Annotated in this window: 21 protein-coding genes; 2 read left to right on the top strand and 19 right to left on the bottom strand. The window is 62.3% G+C overall.

Going from position 1 to position 20,510, the window contains the following annotated elements; genetic code table 11:
- Positions 1 to 97: 97 nt before the first annotated feature.
- A complete protein-coding gene (locus NKI25_RS11395) occupies positions 98 to 409 on the bottom strand; it encodes a hypothetical protein (protein ID WP_023678412.1) in 312 nt (103 codons plus the stop codon).
- 145 nt (positions 410 to 554) lie between these two features.
- The gene (locus NKI25_RS11390; protein WP_023678413.1) at positions 555 to 1,448 is read right to left on the bottom strand and encodes a branched-chain amino acid aminotransferase; all 894 of its coding nucleotides are present in this window, start codon (positions 1,446 to 1,448) and stop codon (positions 555 to 557) included.
- 250 nt (positions 1,449 to 1,698) lie between these two features.
- Between NKI25_RS11390 and NKI25_RS11385 the strand changes: the two genes are divergently transcribed.
- Both NKI25_RS11385 and NKI25_RS11380 read left to right on the top strand, forming a co-directional pair.
- Positions 1,699 to 2,226, top strand: a complete 528-nt coding sequence (locus tag NKI25_RS11385; RefSeq protein WP_023678414.1) for a MarR family winged helix-turn-helix transcriptional regulator — start codon at positions 1,699 to 1,701, stop codon at positions 2,224 to 2,226.
- Positions 2,213 to 2,932 (top strand): response regulator, encoded by a 720-nt coding sequence (locus tag NKI25_RS11380; protein WP_023678415.1) that lies wholly within the window; start codon positions 2,213 to 2,215, stop codon positions 2,930 to 2,932. Before NKI25_RS11385 ends, NKI25_RS11380 begins: the two co-directional genes overlap by 14 nt.
- A 43-nt stretch (positions 2,933 to 2,975) precedes the next feature.
- Here the strand turns inward: NKI25_RS11380 and NKI25_RS11375 are convergent, their stop codons facing one another.
- The 17 genes from NKI25_RS11375 to NKI25_RS11295 form a co-directional block, all read right to left on the bottom strand.
- Positions 2,976 to 4,070 (bottom strand): tyrosine-type recombinase/integrase, encoded by a 1,095-nt coding sequence (locus tag NKI25_RS11375; protein WP_352998467.1) that lies wholly within the window; start codon positions 4,068 to 4,070, stop codon positions 2,976 to 2,978.
- Positions 4,067 to 4,330, bottom strand: a complete 264-nt coding sequence (locus tag NKI25_RS11370; protein ID WP_352998466.1) for an XRE family transcriptional regulator — start codon at positions 4,328 to 4,330, stop codon at positions 4,067 to 4,069. Before NKI25_RS11370 ends, NKI25_RS11375 begins: the two co-directional genes overlap by 4 nt.
- A gap of 341 nt (positions 4,331 to 4,671) precedes the next feature.
- Positions 4,672 to 5,190 (bottom strand): flavin reductase family protein, encoded by a 519-nt coding sequence (locus NKI25_RS11365; RefSeq protein ID WP_352998465.1) that lies wholly within the window; start codon positions 5,188 to 5,190, stop codon positions 4,672 to 4,674.
- 27 nt (positions 5,191 to 5,217) lie between these two features.
- Complete coding sequence (locus NKI25_RS11360; protein WP_352998464.1) at positions 5,218 to 6,636, bottom strand: FAD/NAD(P)-binding protein; 1,419 nt, start codon at positions 6,634 to 6,636, stop codon at positions 5,218 to 5,220.
- Positions 6,633 to 7,808, bottom strand: a complete 1,176-nt coding sequence (gene ssuD / locus NKI25_RS11355; RefSeq protein ID WP_352998463.1) for an FMNH2-dependent alkanesulfonate monooxygenase — start codon at positions 7,806 to 7,808, stop codon at positions 6,633 to 6,635. Before ssuD ends, NKI25_RS11360 begins: the two co-directional genes overlap by 4 nt.
- 33 nt (positions 7,809 to 7,841) lie before the next feature.
- Complete coding sequence (locus NKI25_RS11350) at positions 7,842 to 9,089, bottom strand: SfnB family sulfur acquisition oxidoreductase (RefSeq protein ID WP_352708864.1); 1,248 nt, start codon at positions 9,087 to 9,089, stop codon at positions 7,842 to 7,844.
- Positions 9,086 to 9,877: an ABC transporter ATP-binding protein gene (locus NKI25_RS11345; RefSeq protein WP_352998462.1), complete on the bottom strand. Its 792-nt coding sequence runs from the start codon at positions 9,875 to 9,877 to the stop codon at positions 9,086 to 9,088. The genes NKI25_RS11350 and NKI25_RS11345 overlap by 4 nt, the downstream gene beginning before the upstream one ends.
- A gap of 64 nt (positions 9,878 to 9,941) precedes the next feature.
- Entirely contained in the window at positions 9,942 to 11,273 is a 1,332-nt protein-coding gene (locus tag NKI25_RS11340) for an ABC transporter substrate-binding protein (protein WP_352693655.1), read from the bottom strand.
- 49 nt (positions 11,274 to 11,322) lie between these two features.
- Complete coding sequence (locus NKI25_RS11335) at positions 11,323 to 12,360, bottom strand: branched-chain amino acid ABC transporter permease (RefSeq protein WP_352693653.1); 1,038 nt, start codon at positions 12,358 to 12,360, stop codon at positions 11,323 to 11,325.
- Positions 12,361 to 12,363: 3 nt separating this feature from the next.
- Positions 12,364 to 13,260 carry a branched-chain amino acid ABC transporter permease gene (locus NKI25_RS11330; RefSeq protein WP_352641711.1) on the bottom strand — a complete coding sequence of 299 codons (897 nt, stop codon included), beginning with the start codon at positions 13,258 to 13,260 and terminating at the stop codon, positions 12,364 to 12,366.
- Positions 13,260 to 14,162, bottom strand: coding sequence for an ABC transporter ATP-binding protein (locus NKI25_RS11325; protein WP_352998461.1), 903 nt, complete (start codon positions 14,160 to 14,162; stop codon positions 13,260 to 13,262). The genes NKI25_RS11330 and NKI25_RS11325 overlap by 1 nt, the downstream gene beginning before the upstream one ends.
- A 55-nt stretch (positions 14,163 to 14,217) precedes the next feature.
- The gene (gene sfnG / locus NKI25_RS11320) at positions 14,218 to 15,318 is read right to left on the bottom strand and encodes a dimethylsulfone monooxygenase SfnG (protein ID WP_352496336.1); all 1,101 of its coding nucleotides are present in this window, start codon (positions 15,316 to 15,318) and stop codon (positions 14,218 to 14,220) included.
- Positions 15,319 to 15,345: 27 nt separating this feature from the next.
- A complete protein-coding gene (gene msuE, locus NKI25_RS11315; protein WP_352998460.1) occupies positions 15,346 to 15,915 on the bottom strand; it encodes an FMN reductase in 570 nt (189 codons plus the stop codon).
- 199 nt (positions 15,916 to 16,114) lie between these two features.
- The gene (locus tag NKI25_RS11310) at positions 16,115 to 17,002 is read right to left on the bottom strand and encodes an ABC transporter permease (RefSeq protein WP_352857631.1); all 888 of its coding nucleotides are present in this window, start codon (positions 17,000 to 17,002) and stop codon (positions 16,115 to 16,117) included.
- On the bottom strand, positions 16,999 to 17,958 hold the full coding sequence (locus tag NKI25_RS11305) for an ABC transporter permease (RefSeq protein ID WP_352998459.1): 960 nt from the start codon (positions 17,956 to 17,958) through the stop codon (positions 16,999 to 17,001). The genes NKI25_RS11310 and NKI25_RS11305 overlap by 4 nt, the downstream gene beginning before the upstream one ends.
- A 76-nt stretch (positions 17,959 to 18,034) precedes the next feature.
- Positions 18,035 to 19,672, bottom strand: a complete 1,638-nt coding sequence (locus NKI25_RS11300; RefSeq protein ID WP_352998458.1) for an ABC transporter substrate-binding protein — start codon at positions 19,670 to 19,672, stop codon at positions 18,035 to 18,037.
- A gap of 39 nt (positions 19,673 to 19,711) precedes the next feature.
- Positions 19,712 to 20,488 carry a DUF427 domain-containing protein gene (locus NKI25_RS11295; RefSeq protein WP_352998457.1) on the bottom strand — a complete coding sequence of 259 codons (777 nt, stop codon included), beginning with the start codon at positions 20,486 to 20,488 and terminating at the stop codon, positions 19,712 to 19,714.
- Positions 20,489 to 20,510 lie beyond the last annotated feature (22 nt).

The raw sequence follows: 20,510 nt of genomic DNA, 5'->3' as shown, positions 1-20,510 counted from the left end.
ATGTAGAGACACACGCGAACGGCGTCCACCGCTCCCACAAACGGCAAACGAAATGGGCGGCCGAAGCCGCCCATTTGACAACCTGAAGCGTCGAAGCTTATTTCTTCATCGCGTTCATGACCGCACCGATGATGCCGGTCAAGATGGCGCCGCCGCCGGCACCGCCAACGATATTTGAAATGTTCAACGCGCTGCCGGCCCCTGCCGCCGTGGCGGCTGCTGCCGGATCGACCGCGCCACCCAGCAGACTGTTGAGGATGGCCGCACCGCCGACGCCGCCGACAGCGCCACCCAGGATTTTGGTAAGCTGCCCCATCGCCGCACTCTTGATAGCCGCACCCACCGCCTGGCCACCGATGATGCCCGTAATCACCTGAATAATGATCGGAAGAAGCGTGTTCATATCCATATTTCCAGTCCCTCCATAGCTGCCAGCCTCCCAGGCCGACGCCATCATGAGACGCCGAATTGAATGAAAGTCAAATGCGCAAACGCTTAAATAAAAGGGGCGGCCCGAAAACCGCCCCTACTTGATAAAAAACCTGTGACTTTCGTTATTCTGCAGCAATCGCGTGGTTGGGTTGAACCGCCGCAGAATAGTCGTTCATCAATGTCTTGGCGATATCGCCGACCTCGAATCGGTACGGACCGATCTCCGAAACCGGTGTCACCTCGGCCGCCGTCCCGGTGAGGAAGCACTGGTGGAAGCCTTCAAGCTCCTCCGGCATGATGGCGCGCTCGATCACCTCCACACCGCGGTCCTTGGCAAGGTCGATGACCGTGCGGCGGGTGATGCCGTCGAGGAAGCAATCAGGCTTGGGCGTATGGATCTTGCCGTCCTTGACGAAGAAGATGTTGGCGCCTGTCGCTTCCGCCACCTGGCCACGCCAGTCGAGCATCATGGCGTCGGCATAGCCCTTGGCCTCGGCGGCATGCTTGGACATGGTGCAGATCATGTAGAGGCCGGCCGCCTTCGATTTCGACGGTGCGGTGCGCGGGTCGGGGCGGCGCCATTCGGCCATGTCGAGCCGGATGCCCTTGAGCTTCTGCGCCGGGTCGAAATAGCTTGGCCACTGCCAGATGGCGATGGCGCAGTTGATCCGGCTGTTCTGTGCGGAAACGCCCATCTGTTCACTGCCGCGCCACGCGATCGGCCGGACATAGGCGTCCTGGAAACCTTGCTTCTTCAACAGCGTGCGGCAGGCGTCGTCGATCTCGGCGACCGAGTAGGGTATCTTGAAGCCAAGCAGGCGCGCCGATTCATGCAGGCGTTCGGTGTGGTCGGTCAGCTTGAAAATTTCGCCGCCATAAGCGCGCTCGCCCTCGAATACCGCGCTGGCGTAGTGCAGCCCGTGGGTCAAGACGTGGATCTTGGCGTCGGCCCATTTGACGAATTCGCCGTTCATCCAGATAAAGCCGTCCAGTTGGTCGAAGGGAACGGATGCCATGGGTAACCTCCCGCGGGCGGCGGCCCGCACATCATTGTGTCGTTGCGTGTTTCGTTTCGGCCGCTGTGGGCGGCCATTGTCTCAAAGCGTAGGCGGATATTTAAGGTCTGGCAAACTCAGGAAGTTCCGGAAAAAACGGCTTCGCTTGCCTTTTCGTTCGCAATCCGCCGAAAAGCTTGCCAAAAATTACCATCGCGCGGAAAATACGTCAATAGTGCTGACATAATTTCCTGCTTCACACGGAGAAAAGATGACGAGCCACGCAGCCGCAGAACCGATCAGGACGGCGATCACCGACGAGGACGGCATCGATTTCGCCATCATCGAGTTGTTTTTCTTCGCCTATCGCGACTTTACCTCCGATCCGGACCAGATCCTGGCCGAATACGGTTTTGGCCGTGCCCATCACCGGGTTCTGCATTTCGTCAATCGCCGGCCCGGGCTGACGGTCGCCGAGCTCCTCGACGTGCTCAAGATCACCAAGCAGAGCCTGGCGCGCGTGCTCAAGCAACTGATCGACACCGACCATATCGTGCAATTGCAGGGCCCTCGCGACCGCCGCCAGCGCGAACTCTACCCGACGGCCAAGGGCCGTGCCCTGGCGCTGGCGCTGGCGCGGCCACAGTCGCGCCGCATCCATGCTGCATTGGAAGATTCCGGAGCCACCGAACGCGCCGTTATCGAACGGTTCCTTGAAGCGATGGTCAATCCGGAACTAAGGGCGCAGATCGACATTGTGCCCGCAAAGATGTCAGGGAAAAACCATGGAGACCATTGAGAGGGTTGATCATCCGACAGCACCGGAAGACGACGCGCCGCATCTGCTGGTGGTCGACGACGACACCCGTATCCGCAATCTTCTGAAACAGTATCTGACCGAAAACGGCTTTCGCGTCACCGTCGCCGGAAATTCCGGCGAGGCGCGCCGCAAGCTCGCCGGCCTCGACTTCGATCTGATCGTGCTCGACGTCATGATGCCGGGTGAAAGTGGCGTCGACCTCACCAAGGCGCTGCGGGCGGAAAAAAACGTGCCGATCCTGATGCTCACCGCACTGTCCGAAACCGACAGCCGGATCACCGGGCTCGAGGCCGGCGCCGACGACTATCTGCCTAAACCGTTCGACCCGCGCGAGCTGATCCTGCGTATCAACAATATCCTGCGCCGCGGCGGCCCCGCGACAACGCCTAAGGTCGAACAGCTGGTCTTTGGCCCCTATACGTTCCAGATCGCCAGGCGTGAGCTGAAGCGCGGCGGCGAGGCGCTCAAGCTGACCGACCGCGAGCAGGAAATCCTGGCGATCTTCGCTGCGCGTGCCGGCGAAACGATACCGCGGCATGAGCTTGTCGGCGATGAATCCGAGGTCGGCGAGCGCACGATCGACGTCCAGATCAATCGGCTCCGCCGCAAGATCGAACGCGATCCGTCCAATCCGGTCTGGCTGCAGACAGTGCGCGGTATTGGGTATCGGCTCAGCGTGGAATAGCCGTTTCTCACCCAAGCGCTTTCAATGGGTTACGCTAAAACTGTCAAACCGAACTGTTTGGTTTGACAGTCTTTGTTCCTGCTCCGTGCTCGACAATAGCGTTCATCGCCTGGTGCGCCAGGCGCACCTGATCGACCGCTTCGGTGTAGCGAACGATCTCATCAAGCTTTTTGTGGCCCGTGATCGCTCTGATCTGGTGGGGCGTGCAGCCGGCTTGCGCAAGTCGTCGGCTACATGCCTTGCGCAAACCGTGCGGTGAAAGCCCCATGGCGCCGCTTGCCAGATCCTCGCGCAAACCAGCTTCGCGGACACAGACCCGGAACCAGTTTGTGAACGATTCGGGCTGGAACGGCTTGTCATATTGCGTCAGCAGAAAAGTGAGGTTGTCCTGGGGCCGGGCATCGAGCGTGCCTTTGAGGTGTGCATGAAGCGGGATCGAGACGGCCGTGCCTGTCTTTTGCTGCCTAATGGACAGGATATCATTCCTGATGTGCTGCCGGCCCATGCCAATCACATCCGAACGCCGCTGGCCAGTGAACAGCAGGAGATCAAGGGCAAGCCGAGCACGGGTGCCCTCTGCGTGCGCCGCGTAGAACGCGACAATGTCCTCCTCCTCCCAGGTGATGAATCCGCCCGACTTGATTTTCATTCGCCGTATCCGGATCGTCGGATCGTCCTTTCGCATTCCCATGTCGATGGCGCGCCCCATCAGGAGCTTCATCATCTTCAGCAGTTCGTTGGCCGCGCCAGGATGTTCAGCCTTCTTGTCCATCATCTTCAAAACATGCTTGCGCTCGAGCTTGACGACCGAAGCAGTGCCATAGTTAAGGCGGAGGCGCTCGAGGGCGTTCCGATATGTCTTTTGGCTCGCCTTGGCTAGATTTCTGAAATCTGCGCTGCCGTAATAGGAAAGGATCAGTGCCTCAAATGTGCCGGGCTGTATGCGATCGGCACCGATCATGGTGGTTGGCGCGGCCCTGCCCGCTTCCCACGCTTTAAGTGCCGCGCTGTAGGCATCCATAAACTCCGTCGAGTATGGAAGCCCTGGCAGGGTGGCGTTCGAGTGTCTGAAATAGTGCCGCGGCCGGCCGATTCTATCAATGAAGGCTTTGACGTGCTTCGGCAACTTACGCTTCATTGGACGAGCCGATCCCACTCGTTGTCGAAATCTTGAGACTCGGAAATACCGCTCAGGCCGTCAAGCGCTCTGTCGAGTGCGCGGACGTCCCAGCGCTTAACGCCAGGAAGCGGCAACGGCGCTGGCATGATGCCGGCACGCACCAGCTTGTCGAAATAACCGACGCTAGCGCCCACGAAGCTGGCGGCTTCTGCACGGCCAAAGACGCGGCGGTCCGATGGCGGCAAGGCGTGTATCAGCGCACAGTTGATCATCGTCATGGCAGAGTTCTCCCTCTACCAACCGATATAGCGCTAATGGCCGGCCAGGAGCGGCAGTTCGAAAAAAAAGTTGGAACCGAAGAAGGCCGAGCGACGAGTAGACTTGCGAGAGAGGATTGAACTCTAGGTATCTCTAATAAAATCAATTACTTACGATGAGTTTTGTAACGTTGTGACGGGCGACAAAATGGCTGGGAATCACTTCTAGCCTGCGGTTCTGGCGGGATGCCAAAAGACCCGCCTCGCCTTTACTGTTTTCTCTCCAAGGCATTCTAGATCAAGCCCTAATTTGAATGCCTGGACCTTCACCGCGCCGCCAAGCACGAGGAACCGAAATACGTTTACGACGATCCGTATGCGCCGTGATGATAGATCAGCGCCGGGCCGGGCTCTCCGCTCACCACATGCCGGACGCTGCCGAGGATCAGCGCGTGGCTGTGGCGAATAATAGTATCCTCAACCGTGCAGTCGACCGCGGCAAGCGCCTCGTCGAGTGCCAGTGCGCCGCTTGCAAGGCTGGACCAGCGAGCGCCCTCGTAGCGCGCCGACCCCTTCAGGCCACCGCGCCCGGCAAAGCGGTCGGCAATCGCGATTTGGTCGGCACGCAGCACATTCACGCAGAAATGCCGATGCCGGCTGATGGCTACCCAGGTAGACGAGTTCAGATTGATGCTGACAACCATCACCTCTGGTTCCACCGATAGGGAATGGGCGGTGGTAATGGTTGCGCCCGTCCGTTCCTCGCCAACACCTGCGGTGACCACGGAGACAGCTCCGGCCAGGTGTCGCATCGCAAATTTCAGGGGAACCCGGGTTTCCACTAAGGTTTCCTCTAGGGGAACGCGTTCGGTCAGTGTCATCTGGATAGCCTCATCGTGTTTGCAGCTTCACGACGCCTTGCGACACAACGCCGTTTGGTATCCCAACCATTGGTGAATTTCGGCGGCGATGCGCTCGGCATGTGCGGTGACTTCGGGAATTCCCATCAGTTCGCCGACGCTGCCTCGCGCCAATGGCCCGCTGACGAAAACGCTGTCGGTCGGGCGCCCGGATGTGCCGACCGCACGGCCTTGGCTGTCGGTCTCCAAACCAAGACCAATCGGGTCGAGCCGGACCAATCCCATCCGCTCGAGCGCCGCAATCGCCGTGTTGGTCCGCAAGATATCGGCGTGCGCCGGTCCGGTCGTCACGACCACACTGTCGAAAGCCTCGACAACGAGGCTGCGTTGGCCACGCAGCCGCTGCCTGACGCAAATGCGTCCGTCGACCTGTTCGGCGCCGACAATCGTTGCGGCGCGATAGGCAAGCCTGCCGTCGGCAACGCCGCGATCAAGCACGGCCGCGATCTGTGGAGCGAGGCGGAAGCGATGCACGTCCCAGAGCGCACGAAGATTGCGCGCCACACATCGCTGCTCGGCCAGCGGCAAGGCCTGCCAGATGGTTTGTCCCTGACGTCGGACGGCATCGAGCACCGGATGCCAGTCTTCGCCCCGACGCTTGGCATCAAGGATCGTTACCCGGATGCGCCTGAATAGTGCCGTTGCGCTTCGTGAAGGAAGGGTCGTGAAATCACCAATTGGATCGGCCAGCATCGCGGCTTGGCTGCGCGAGCGATAGCCGTGACGTGACAGCGCGACGATGTGGCCACGATGTCCCTTGCGGCCGAGCGTTGCAATCACGTCCGCCGACGTCAGTCCGGTGCCAACGACCAGGACACGGTCGTCGCGGCCGATCGCTTCCAGCCTCTCGAGATCATAGGGATTGGCCACCAGCCCGGCTGTGCCAGCCACGGACTTCAGGGGCATCGGCAAGGCCGGCGGCGGATGCGTCGTCGCAATCACCACGGCGTCGGCAGCGAGCGCCCCGCCATCAGCGAGGATCAGACGGTAGCCCTCGCCGGTGCGCTCGACCGATGCGACGGCGGACCTGACATGGCGGATCGTTTTGCTGAGAAGGAAGGGCCGGAGATGAGATTCCACATAGCGCCCGAAAACGCGACGCTGCGGGTAGAGTGCTCCGTAGGCGGCAATAGCCTCGGCATCGTCTACAATGGCTCTGGTCTGCTCCAGCCAGTCGGCAAAGTGGCTGTCCTGGCCGGAGATCAGCGTCATTCTCGACGCCGGCACATTGATACGATGTGCCGGATCGGCCGTGGAATAAGCCAGACCATAGCCGAGCCCCTCGCGGGGCTCGACGACCACGATATCGGATGCACCGGCCGAGAGCAGTCGCGCCAGATGAAACGCAGTCGCCGCACCTGAAAAGCCGCCGCCGACAATCGCTATGATCGGTCCGCTGGCGCTCAAGACTGGCTCGCGCGCAGCGCCGACGGGCGATGGTCGCCGGCCACGGTTTCGCCGAAGGGGCCCATGTTGACGGCCGTGGGCCGCGTTGAGATCTCGTGATCGAGTGGCAACTGCGGCAACACAAGTTCGCCGAAGCGATAGGCTTCCTCCAGATGCGGGTAACCGGACAGGATGAATGTATCGATGCCTATGCGCCGGTATTCATCGATCCGTTCCGCCACCGTAGCCGCATCGCCGACCAATGCGGTGCCCGCACCGCCGCGCACCAGGCCGACGCCAGCCCACAGGTTCGGGCTGATTTCCAGCTTGTCGCGGCGGCCGCCATGCAACCGGCTCATACGCGACTGGCCAACCGAGTCCATGCGCGCGAACACCTTCTGCGCTTCGGCGATCGTCTTGTCGTCCAGGCGGCTGATCAGGCGGTCGGCATCGGCCCAGGCTTCGTCATTGGTTTCGCGAACGATGACATGCAGCCTGATGCCGAAACTCACCTGGCGTCCGGCCTTCTCGGCAAGGCCGCGCACATGGTCGACCTTTGCGGCGACATCGACCGGTGGCTCGCCCCAGGTCAGATATTTGTCGATCTGCTCGGCGGCGACCGCATTGGCCGCCTCCGACGAACCACCGAAATAGAGCGGCGGATGCGGCGTCTGCACAGGCGGGAACAGCAGCCTTCCGTCCTCGATGCGGAAGTGCTTGCCTTCGAAGGCAATGGTCTCGCCGCTGAGCACGGCCTTGTAGATATCGAGAAACTCCCGCGTCACCTCATAGCGCTCGTCATGGCTGAGGAAGATGCCGTCGCCCTTGTTTTCGACCGGGTCACCGCCGGTGACCACGTTGATAAGCAGGCGCCCGCCGGAAATGCGGTCGAGCGTTGAGGTCATCCGCGCGGCGAGCGTCGGCGATTGCAGGCCCGGCCGCACCGCAACGAGGAAGCGGAGCCGCTGCGTCAACGGCGCCAGCGCCGACGCCACGACCCAGCTGTCCTCGCAACTTCGGCCGGTTGGCAGCAGCGCGCCGTAATAGCCGATGGCGTCGGCGGCCTTGGCGACCTGGGTCAGATAGGGCAGGTCGACCGCCCTGCCCCCCTCGGAGGTGCCGAGATAGCGGCTGTCGCCATGGGTCGGAAGAAACCACAGGACCTTGATTCTGTCGGGCATGGCAGTGCTCATGAACAGTCCTTTGTGACTTTACGGCGTTCTCGCTCAGCTCCAGGCGTGGAGCGGCGGATTGACGTCGTTCAGGTAATAGTTGCCGAGGATCGCGTATTTCCAGCGCACCGGATCGTGCAGCGTGTGGGTTCTGGCGTTGCGCCAGTGCCGGTCGAGATTGTGCTCGGCCAGTGTGGATCGCGTGCCGGCGAGTTCGAACAGTTTGTTGGTGGCGTTGATGGCGATCTCGGTGGTGAGGATCTTGGATTCGGCAACCGCGATCTGCGCTTCCGCGACGGTCTTATCGTTCGGATCGGCCACGGCGCGGTCGACCGCCAGCCCTGCCTTGTCCAGAACGGCCTGCGCCGCATTGGCCCGCAGGCGAAGGTCACCGACGGCCTGGATAGTGTAGGGATCCTGCCAGGCATGATCGACGCCGCTGTCGATCCACGCGCGCGACTTGGTGCGCACGAAGCCGACGGTTTCGTCGATTGCCGCGTTGGCGATGCCGAGATCGACAGCAGCCTGGATGATCTGGAAGATGGCGCCGTCGGCCGTCGGCCTGTCGTAGCCCTTGTAGCCGGGGACGAGATGCGTCTTCGGCACTTTCACATTGTCGAGCAGGACTGTGCCGGACAGCGTCGTCTTCTGGCCGAAGCTCGACCAGTCGTCGATGACAGTCAGTCCGGGCTCACCGCGATCGGCGATGGCATACCAGGCGCGGCCTTCGTCATCGAGGGCCACGATCGGCACCAGATGGGCGAGCAGCGCGCCGCTCGAATAGAATTTCTGGCCATTGACCACGACGTGGTCGCCAGCGTCGACGAATTTGGTCTCAAAATCGGCCGCCCGCTTGGAGCCGAATTCGGAGAACGCGTTGCCGAACCGCGTGCCGGACAGAACTTCGGCGAAGAGCAACTTCTTCTGGGCCTCATCAGAGACGGTGCGGATGGCTGCGACCACGCCGAGATGGTTCTGCGGAATCTGGCCGAGCGACGGATCGGCCGCCGAGATGATGCTGATCACCTTTGACAGCGTCACATAGGAGAGCTCCGGTCCGCCATGGGCCTTCGGCACGTTGATCGACCAAAGGCCGCTCTGCGAGAAGGCGTCGAGTTCCTCCTTCGGCCAGATGCGCTCGCGGTCCCGCTTTGAAGCATCCTTGGCGAACTCGGCAGCCAGTTTTTCGGCGACGGCGATCGCCTCGGCATCGGTCTTGATGACATGCGCTCTGGCCGACGGGCGCTCGACCGGAGGCACGGCGACACGCGCGTCGGACGGCTGCTTGGATTGGATGGTCATGCTGCGGTCTCCTGGGGAAAATGTTGCGATGGAAGTGGCGTGCCGCCGAGATAGTAGGTCTTGATGTCATCGCGCTGGCGCAGGTCGGCGGCCGACCCTTCCAGCACGCTCTTTCCGTTTTCGAGCACGGTGGCGCGGTCGGCATATTTCAGCGCCACTGCCGAATTCTGCTCGGCGACAAGGATCGAAAGATCTTCGTCCCGATTGAGCCGCTTCAAAGCGCTGAAAATCTCGTCGACGATCAGCGGCGCCAGCCCCATCGAAGGCTCGTCCAGCACGAAGAGTTTCGGCCGCGACATCAGACCGCGGCCGATCGCCGTCATCTGCTGCTCGCCGCCGGAGGTGAGGCCGGACCGGGTTCGCCGCTTCTCGGCGAGCCTGGGGAAAAGCGCATAGACGCGGTCGAGGTCGGCCTTGACGCCGGTGCGGGAGGACGAACGCCCGAGCGCGCCGGTCAGAAGGTTCTCCTCGACCGTCAGCGAGCGGAAGCAGTGTCGGCCCTCGAGGACCTGGACCAGACCCTTGCGGACGAGGTGAGAGGGGCTTGCCCTGGAGACATCCTCGCCGTCGAAAGTGATCCGACCAGCGGTAACGGTGCCGCGCTCGGCCGGGAGGAGATTGGATACGGCGCGTAGCAGCGTCGTCTTGCCGGCGCCGTTGGAGCCGAGCAGTGCGACGATCTCGCCTTTGCCGACCGACAGGTCGACACCGTGCAGGGCGGCGATGGCGCTGTTGTAGACGGCCTCCACGCGACTGACCGACAGGATCGGATTTTCCGGGCTGGACATCGATGACTCCGCGATAGGCAGGAAATCGCGGCCGGCCCGTGGGCGGGCCGCGAGTTGTTGGACTTCAGTTGCTGACCACTGCTTCGGCGTCTTCGGCCGTGCGGATCTTGATGCCCTTTTCCTGGGCATAGGCTTCGGACGACTTCTCGATGATCGGACGCAGCAGCTTCCAGTCGGGCGCAATCCAGTCGGAGACGACGTTCCATTTCTTGCCGTCCCACTGCTGGAAGGTCACGTAGCCGTCACCTTCGTGATTGTCCCAGGAGACGTTGATGGAATGGAACAGATCCTTAGCGCCGAGCGCCTCGACGCGCGCCGGATCGAGCTTGAGATGCTCGAAGCCCCAGCGCACTTCGTCGCCGGTCAATGTGCGGTTGCCGAACTTGGCCTGCGCGATGCGGACCGCCTCTACATTGAGGATGCCGTTAACGATGCCCAGATTATGGTAGACCGAACCGATCCGGCTCTTGTCCTCAAGGTTACCCTTGCCGGCGTCGTAGACCGTTTTGACGATCTCCTGGACCACCGGATACTGCTCGCCCGATGCCTGGGTGGTGATGGCCGTATAGCCCTTGGCGGCATCGCCCGCGGGGATCACATCCTCTTCCGAATTCGACCAGACATTGCCGACGATGTGATCGGCCGGGAAGCCGGTCTTCTGCGCCGTCTTCAGGGCGACCGGGTTCATCACGCCCCAGCCACGCAGCACCACATAGTCGGGATGCTCGCGACGGATCGTCAGCCACTGCGCCTGCTGTTCGTTGCCGGGATGCGGAACCTCGATCTGCGACAGCTCGAAGCCGTATTTCTGCGAAAGCAATTCATAGATCGGGATCGTCTCCTTGCCGTAGGGCGAGCCGTGATAGAGCACCACGATCTTCTTGCCTTTGAGCTTGTCCAGGCCGCCTTCCTTGGAGGCGATGTAGTTCACGATGCCGGAGGTCTCGCTGTAGGGATTGAGCAGCAGCGGGAAGACGTAAGGGAACACGCGCCCGTCCGTCGTGTCGGTGCGGCCGTGGTTGATGGTGATCAGCGGCACCTTGTCATCGGTGATGCGGTCGATCATGGCATAGGCGATGCCGACCGAAAGCGGGTTCCAGGCGGCGATGCCGGGATTGCTCTTCAATCGTTCATAGACCTCGACGCCCTTCTCGACCTCATACTGCGTCTCGCCCTCGCTCCAGGTCAGCTTGACGCCGTTGACGCCGCCGTCGCGGATGTTGATCAGGTTGAGATAGTCGATGAAGCCGCCGAAAAAGCCGGTGCCGCCGGCGGCGTAAGGGCCGACGCGGTAGCTCTGAAGAGGAAAATACTGTTCGTCGGCGTGGACCGCCGTCGCGCCGAGCACGAAGGCCGTGGCGATCGCCGCTTTTCGTAGGTGACTGAAGAAGGTCATGGATTGCGTCTCCTGAGGTTGTGGTCCGTGAGAGGATGTCGAGCGGCGCTCAGCTGGACCTTGAGCCGATCCGTCGTTTCAGGCGGTCGAAGAGGGCCGACAGCCCGTTCGGTTCCGCGATGAGGAAGATGATGATGAGCGCGCCGAGGACGATGCGCTGGCTCATGTCGAGAACACCCGAATCGAACAGTCCGCCAAACAGGAAGGCGCCAAGCCGCGACAGGATGAGCGGAAAGATGACGATGAACGCCGCTCCCAGAAAGGCGCCGCGTATCGAGGCCAGCCCGCCGATGATGATGATGAACAGGATCTGGAACGAGCGGTCGAGATTGAAGCCGGCCGGCTCGACGGTGCGCAGATAGGTGAAGGCCCACAGCACGCCGGCGACGCCGATGATGAAGGACGAGATGGCGAACGCGAGCAGCTTGGTCTTCAGCACAGGGACGCCGATCACCCGCGCGGCGGTTTCGTTGTCGCGCACGGCGATGAAATTGCGGCCGGTCGCGCTGTTGACCAGGCGCCAGACGAGCGCCGTGAGCACGATGACCGTGGTCACCGAGAGCAGGTAGCGGCCCGTCGCCCTGTCGAGCGAGAAGCCCGCAACGGCAAGGTGCGGCGCCGAGATCACCCCGGAAGGGTTGTCGTTGGAGAACCAGCCGAACTTGGTCAGCGCCCACTGCACGAAGAACTGGGCGGCGAGCGTCGAGACGGCGAGATAGAAGCCGCGCAGGCGCAGGCTCGGCAATCCGAACACGACGCCGATGCCGGCGGCCGAAATCCCGGCCAGGATCATGGTCGCAGCCAGCGGCAGTCCTTCGACCCGAAGGTTGAAATTGTAGGCGGCGAAAGCGCCGACCGCCATGAAGGCGGAGGAGCCCAGCGAAAGCTGGCCGCAATAGCCGGTCAAAAGGTTGAGGCCGACCGCCGCCAGGCTGAGCGCAAGGAACGGCAGCAGGATCGCCTCGACGAGATAGCTCGACGCATAGGCGGGGATCAGGCCGTAGGCCACGGCAATCAGGGCGGCCGGCAGGGCTAACTTCTGCCAGTCGATTGGAAGCCTTGCGGCATCGAGCGCTTGCACGGCCATCGGTCAGACCCTTTCGACAGCCTTCTGGCCAAACAGCCCGGAGGGGCGCACCAGCAGGACGACCAGCGCCAGCGCATAAGCGAACCAGCCTTCGATGCCGCCACCGACAAAGGGTCCGAGGTAGACCTCGGCGAGCTTCTCGCTGGCGCCGATGATGAGGCCGCCGACGATGGCGCCGAGGATGGAATCGAAGCCGCCAAGCACCAGCACCGGCAGCGCCTTCAGCACGATCAGCGACAGCGAGAACTGGACGCCGAGGCGCGCGCCCCACAAAAGTCCCGCGACCAGTGCCACGAACCCCGCGGCGGTCCACACCGTCCCCCAGATCCGGGGCAGCCGCAGCCCGACGGCGAGCGCCGCGAACTGGTCGTCTGCGACGGCGCGAAACGCTAGGCCGATGCGGGTCCAATAGAAGAATGCGCTCAAGCCGGCGACCATCGCCGCGGCAATGCCTGCAGCAAGAAGATCGAACGACGATATCAGGATACCGCCGACCTCGAACGGCGTGTCGTCGATGCCGAGATCGAGCCCGTGCACCTGCGTGCCCCACACCAACTGGGCAGCGCCTTCAATGATGTAAGACAGGCCAAGCGTGGCCATGAACAGCGTCATCGGCGAGCGATTGACCAGCGGCCTCAGCACAGTTCGCTCGATGGTGAAGCCCAGCGCAACCATGACCGCGAGGGTAATGAGCAGCGAAAGCGCAAACGGGATGCCGCGTTCGACAAGGCTGACAAAGGTGAGTGCGGCGAACAGCACCATCGACCCTTGCGCGAAGTTCAGCACGCCCGACGTCTTGTAGATCAGCACGAAACCGATGGCGACGAGCGAATACATGACGCCTGAGAGCAAGCCACCGACCAGCACCTCGATGACGAAGAGGAAATCATAGTAGCTCATCAGATGCCCTCGCCATCTTCGCCTTCGGCGGTGCCGATATAGGCCCGGATCACCGCCGGATTGGCCCTGACCTCGGCCGGTGTCCCGTCGGCGATCTTGCGGCCGTAGTCGAGCACGGCGACGCGGTCGGAGAGCCCCATGACCACGCCGATATCGTGTTCGATCAGGATGATGGTGACGTCGTGCCGGTCGCGCGCTGCGCGCACCAAACCGGCCATCTCGGCCTTCTCGGTCGCCGTCATGCCGGCCATCGGCTCGTCGAGCAGCAGGATCTTCGGCTCGGCGACGAGGGCGCGCGCCAGTTCGACCCGCTTCTGCAGGCCGTAGGGCAGCGTCGCGACCAGGCGATCGGCGACGGCCTCGAGATGCAGGAAGGCGATTATCTGGTCGACCTTTTCAGCGATCGCGGCATCTTCGCGCCGGGCGCGCGGTAGACCGGCGATATGTTCGACGAAGCTGGCGCGCCGGGTGTGGACGCGGCCCGACGCGATGTTGTCGCGCACTGAAAGCCCACCGAACAGTGCCAGGTTCTGGAAGGTGCGCGCGACGCCGAGCCGTGCCAGACGGCTTGCCGACACCCGGGAGAAGGACTGGCTATCGATCGCGATCTTGCCCTGATCGGCGTGATAGAGGCCGCTGATGATGTTGATAAGCGAGGATTTGCCGGCGCCATTGGGACCGATCACAGCGCGAATCTCGCGGCTTTTGACCTCGAGGTCGACATCCCGCAGTGCCGTGACGCCACCAAAGGAAATGCTGATCCCGCCCAGCGCCAGGATCGCATCAGCCTTTGCCGACAGGCGCGCCGGGCGCGTGTCCTCGACGGGACCAGCACCAGCAAGAATGCCGGAAATTTCGGGCGCGCGCTCGTATGCGGCGGCTCCCAGCGAAGCACCAATCATGAAACGTTCCTGATTTTGAAGGCGTGCGGGCGGCGGCCTGAAGGCCGCGCCTGTCCTATTCCGCGGCGACGAGCTCCCTGTCGCGCGCCGCTTCCAGTTCGCGCACCAGAGGGATGACGCGCTTGCCGAAGAACTCCACCTCTTCCTGGAAATGCAGGAAGCCGAGCAGGATCAGATCCGCGCCGGCATCCTTCAGCTTGAGGATGCGTTCGGCAATCTGTTCCGGCGTGCCGATGAGATTGCTGCGGAAGCCGTCATTGTATTGGACAAGATCCTCGAAGGAGGATTTTGCCCAGTTACCCTCGCCTTCCGGCGAGGCCTTGCCGGCATTCTTGACCTGATCGGCGAAACCCTGCACCGCCTCCGGATTGGCCTTGGCGATGATCTCGTCGAGCACGGTGCGCGCTTCTGCCTCGGTTTCGCGAGCGATGGCAAAGGCGTTGACGCCGATCTTGACCTTGTGGCCATTGGCCTTCGCCTTGGTCTTGATGTCGTCAACCTGCTTCTTGATCTCTTCCGGCGTGTTGCCGTTGGTGAAATACCAGTCGGAAACCCGCGCAGCCATGTCGCGCGCCGCGCGCGATGAGCCGCCTTGGAAGATCTCCGGCTGCGGATCGATCGGCTTCGGCTTCATCGAGTAGTTTGTGAAGCGATAGAAGTCGCCCTTTAGCGTGAAATTATCCTCGGTCCAGATGCCGCGGAGCGCACGGATGAATTCCTCCGAGCGGCGATAGCGCTCGTCATGGTCGAGCCACAGCTCGCCGATGGCGGCGAACTCACCGCGGAACCAGCCGCTCACGACATTGACCGCGACACGGCCATTGGTCAGGTGGTTGATGGTGGCTATCTGCTTGGCCGCCAGCGCTGGATTCCATGGGCCGGGCAGGATCGCCGCGATGACTTTCAGCGTTGTGGTCGCCGCAAGCAAGGCATGGCTGAACGATACGGATTCGTGCTGGTTGTCGGCGCCATAGCCGGCCGTGAAGCGTATTTGGCTCAGCGCGTAGTCGAAGCCGTTGGCCTCGGCGATCTGAGCAAGCTTGCGGTTATAGTCGATGTCCCAGCCTGTCCGCTGCTCGATGTTGGAGATGACAAGGCCGCCCGAAACGTTCGGGACCCAGTAGGCGAATTTCACGTCGTCGGAATTCGAGGTCATTTCGTTCGTTTCCCCTTTTGATTGGCTTCAACCGACGCGCGTGGCGACGGCAGTGTTTGCATCACTGGAATTAAGCAAGGAGACCGCTTCGGTAGCGGCCCGTGAGATGCGCTCGATAATCGCTGCGCCGACGATCTTGGCATCGACGAAATCGTCGGGCGCGCCGTAGACGCCGGTCGGGACGGTGACGGCCCCGAAAAAACCGAACAATGGCCGGAGCTGATGTTCGAGAACCAGGCCATGGAATGGACTTCCGCCTGTTGCCGCGAGAAGCACGGTCTTGCCAGCCAGCGCACGGTAGTCGACGAGATCAAACAGGTGCTTGAGGGCCCCGGAGTAGGAAGCCCGATAGACAGGCGTTCCGACCACGAGCAGGTCGGCCTTCTCGACACGCTGGATGATCGCTTCGCCAGACGCGCCGAGCGCGCCACGAGACAGCCCGGCGAAAATCGAAGGCGCCGCCTCGGTGATTTCGATCAGGCCGGTGTCTGCCGGGACGCGCAAGGCGACTGCCTTGACCAGCGCGTTGACCACCGCAGTAGTGCGCGATGGTGTGCTTACGCTGCCGGATATTCCGAGAACCGATAGCCGTGCCAACTCGTCAATCTCCCGGACCCTGCATGCGCATCGGGTCATTTCCAAACCGGGGCAGACGATATTCGACAAAATCTATAGAGATAAGGAACTACGTTCCGATTTTTCGGCCTCGCGGAGAAAAATGCCGTTCTGCTAATGGACGTAGCAATGTCCGTATAGCGACCAGACCGAAGCTCAGGCCATCAATACGGCTTCGCATTCATCCATCACCATTTTCAAACGCGCCTAAGCCTTGGGCAATTAGGTTCGTTGCCATGACCAGTGAAACGATCGCGCCGGAATTGAAAACGACGACCCACCATTTACCGCCGGTCAGGAAGCCGTAGCCGTCGGCGACAGCCAGTCCCCAATCGGCCGACGGCGGCTGGATGCCGAGGCCCAGAAAACTCAGCGTCGCGATCGAAAAGAACGCGTAGCCCAGCCGAGTGACGAACTCGATGAGGATCGTCTCCCTGATGTTGGGCAATATCTCCAGGAACATGATGGCGAGCGCGCCTTCGCCGCCAAGCCGGGCGGCGCTGACATAGTCGCGCTCCTTCTGCTCGCGCACGGCTGCGCGGACGGTGCGCGCCACCAGCGGCGCATAGGCGATGCCGATCACCAGGACGACGGTCAGGTTCGACGGCCCGATCGCCACCAGCGTCATGGTGACGAGAACGATGAATGGAAACGCCATCAGTGTATCGAGCAGCCGCGCGCCGATGGCATCGGTGAGGCCATCGAAATAGCCAAGCACCAGGCCGATGATGCTGCCGGCGGCAACGCCGACCAGCGTCGCCAGCGGCGCGACCAGCAGGATATCGCGCGATCCGACGATAATGCGGGACAGCACGTCGCGGCCGAGCTGATCGGTCCCGAACCAATGCGAGGCATCGGGCGGCGTCAGCATCGCCAGAAAATCCTCGGCATAGGGATTATACGGAACGAAGAGATTGCCTGCTACCGCGCATACGACCCAGAACAGTAGCAGCAGCGTTCCGATCACGACCGATGGGGGCAGCCCGGAGAAGGCACTGCCGATCCTGCGCACCGCCCGAAAACCGGCCACGGCGCGCCGTGATGCGGGAAACTCCGTCAGATCCGTCATGGCGAGATCCGACGGCGTTGCCGCGGATCGAGCAAGGCCAGCACGAAGTCGCCCGCCGCCGCCGAAAGAACGAAGATTGCCGCCATCACCAGCACGCCCGCTTCAAGCATCGGGAAATCTCGCGCCTTGGCCGCGTTCAGAACCAGATTGCCAAGTCCCTGGATGCCGAACAGCGCTTCGATCACAACCAGCCCGCCAAGCATGTATCCGGTCTGCGTCGCCAGCACCGCGATGGTCGGGGTTAGCGCATTGCGCAGCACGTGCCGAAGGATGATCTCGCGCCGCTCAAGCCCTTTCAGGATGGCGGTGCGTGTGTAGTCGGCGGCCATCGCCTCGATCACGCCGGCCCGCGTCATCCGGGCGATGTAGCCGGCAAGATTGAGCACCAGCGGCAGCGCCGGCAGGATCAGATAATAGCCTTGCGTCCAGAAGCCCGCGCCATCCGGCGCAACGCCCGAGATCGGGAACCACTTCAGCCACAGGCCGAAAACGATGAGCAGCATCAGGCCGGACACAAAATCTGGCACGATGCCGAAGGAGACGCCCGCCATCACGATCAGCCGGTCGATGAGGCGGCCGGCGTTGAGACCGGCGATGACACCGCCGCCAACCCCGAGCGGAACGAGGAAGACAAGGATGATGCCGGCAAGTGCCGCGGAACGTTTGAGGCTTTCCATCACGAACGGCGCGACCGGCACACCCATCGACAGCGAGGTGCCGAAGTCACCAGTGACAGCCTTGCTGAACCAGCGCCAGTATTGGACAAGGATCGGCTGGTCGGCGCCCAGCCGCCTGTTCAGTTCCGCCACCGCTTGCGCATCGGCAAAGGGCCCAAGCATAACGCGGCCGACATCGCCGGGCAGAACCTGCCCGGCAAAAAAGACCAGGATACTGACCAGCCACAGCGTGAGCAGCAGTGTGCCGACGCGCGTTGATAGGATGCGGCCGCTCACCATCGAGTGTTGCCGCCTCGCCCAAAACCTGTCCCATCCCGATGGAATCGGGATGGGGCTCTATCTCCGTTTTCGAGCATCATGCCTGGACAAAGGAAACGCGGTCGAGCAGCAGATGCGAGATCGCCGTGAAGCGGACGCCCTCAACCTTCGAGCTGACGATCCGGCTATATTGCGAGAAGTAGCCGATGATCAGCGGCGTCTCGTCGAGCAGCAAGGTCTGGATCTTGCCGGCGGCAAGGCGCTGCGCCTGGAGGTCACGCGCCTTGCTGTAGTCGAGCAGCAGCGCGTCATAGGCCGGGTTGTTGAAATGCGCGGCATTCCAGGTCCCCGAACTCTTGAGCGTTGCGTTGAGGAAGATGTCGGGGGTGCCGCGATGGCCGAAATCGGCGATGCCGAGATTGGAATCCAGCCAGGGCGAGCTGCCGAATTTGGCCGATCCGTAATAGGCGTCCTGCGGCAATACGTTGAGCTTGATATCGATGCCGGCCTTCTTGGCGAAGTTCTGGATCAACACCGCGTAGTCGGGAATGTCATAGGCGCGTTCGGTGGTCAGTGTGACCTCAAATCCGTTCGGCACGCCCGCCTCGCCAAGCAGGCGCTTGGCCTCGGCGATGTCCTGTTTGCGCTGCGGCACCGACGGATCAGCCGAGGGGAAGATCGGCGCGAACGGGGTGTCGTTACCGACGACGGCGCGGCCCTTCAGCAGGCCCTTCACCACCGCCTCGCGATCGAGGGTCAGCGCCAGCGCGCGGCGGACGCGCTTGTCTGTGAACGGCGCCTGGTCGGTCCGCAGATGCACCTCATCATGCGAGCTTGCCTGCACGCTTAGGAGCTTGAAGTTAGGATTGCCCTCGATCGCCAGTTCCAGGCGCGTCGTGCTCGGGATGACATCGAGCTGGCCGGCCTGCAGCGCCAGCATCTGGGCCTGCTCGTCGTCGAAGAACTTGATCTCGACACGATCGGGAAGTGCCTTCTCGCCCCAGTAATCCGGATTGCGCACGAAGCTGGCGGCTTGCTTGGGACGGAAGGATTCGAGCTTGAACGGGCCGGTGCCGTTGAAATTTTTCTCGAAATCGCCGGCATAGTCGGCCGGCAGGATGACGGCGTTATAGACGTCGGAAGAGACATAGAACGGGAAATTGCTGTTCGGACCGTCCAGATCGAAGGCGACCGTTTCGTCGTCGACCAGCTTGGCGCCACCCTTGGACAGGATGCCCTTGTAGGCCGACAAGGCCGACGATCCGCTGGCGGGATCGACCAGCCGCTCGAAGCTCGCCACCACATCCTTGGCCGTGACCGCGCGGCCATCGTGAAACTTCACCCCTGGGCGCAATTTGAAGGTCCAGCGGCTGGCTGTCTCGTTGGCCTCCCAGGACAAGGCGAGCTTCGGCTGGAGCCCGTCCTTCGGATCGTCGAGGATCAAATATTCGCCCACCTGGCTGATCACCCCGATGCTGGCCGGATCCGTGACCGAGACGGGATCGATCGCCTTGGTCGGCTGGCCGAGGCCGACACGAACCGTGCCGCCGGCGGCGGCTGCGGCGCGCGCGCCTCCAAGCCCCTGCGAGGCAGCAAAGCCGGTCAGGCCGAGCAGCGCTGCGTATTTCAGGAGATCGCGGCGCTTGAGAAAACCGCCCTGATACTCGTCGACGGCCACATTCCAGATGTCCCCCGACAGATTGCGCAGTGGGTCGATATCGTTGCGTTTGGTCATGTTGAAACCTCTGTCTGAAATGATGGCCGAAAAGACGGGCTATTCGACGGGTTCGCCGTCGAGATGGATGCGGTCGACCGCCTGCGGATAGAAGGCAATGAGGCCTTTGATCTTGGGCATCTCCGCGATCGGATCGCGGTAGCTCCAGGCGATGTCCGGGCGCACCGAACCATCGCTCAGCAGGCCGGACCAGTAGGAGGCGATGCCCTTGTAGGGACATCGCGTCGTCGTGGTCGACGGCGTCAGCCGCTCCAGCCTGATATCTTCGGGATGAAGATAGAAGCGGGTCGGCAAATGGGTCTCAAATAACAATACCGGGCGATGGCTGTCGGCGATCACATCGCCGTCGAACCAGACCTGCACATGGCTCGAGCTTTGCAGCACATCGATGCGCGCATAGGGGTCGCGGGCATGGACGAAGACCTCTTCGTCCTCCTCGAACCACTGATCGACCGCGTTCCAGGTGAAGGCGATCCGCCCGGCCAAGGGCGACAGGTTCTCATCCGGGGGCGCGACAAAGGACCAGGCAGCATTGGCGGATGCTCTCGATCCCGTGTCCAGGTCCCAATAGGTCGTTTCGCCGCCGACGGGATGCGGCTGCCGATGCTCGGAAGGCTTCAGCAGCGACCGGTCCACCGACGACGCCGGGAAGAAATAGATCGGCAGGAAATGGTTGGAGCGCAGCACGAGCACGTTGCGGCTGTCGGCGATCGTGCGGCCGTCAAATTTGACGCGGACGCGCTTGGGGCTGTGCAGGACATTGACGAGATGCGGGGCCGTGGCTTCGCGCGGCTGAAGTCTGGGTGCTGCTGTCATGATCGTTGCTCCGAAGCGGATG

The sequence above is a fragment of the Mesorhizobium sp. M0808 genome, assembly GCF_040320025.1.
Taxonomy (GTDB): domain Bacteria; phylum Pseudomonadota; class Alphaproteobacteria; order Rhizobiales; family Rhizobiaceae; genus Mesorhizobium.
The sequence above is the reverse complement of the archived record's forward strand: the minus strand, read 5'-3'. Positions and strand labels throughout refer to the sequence as shown.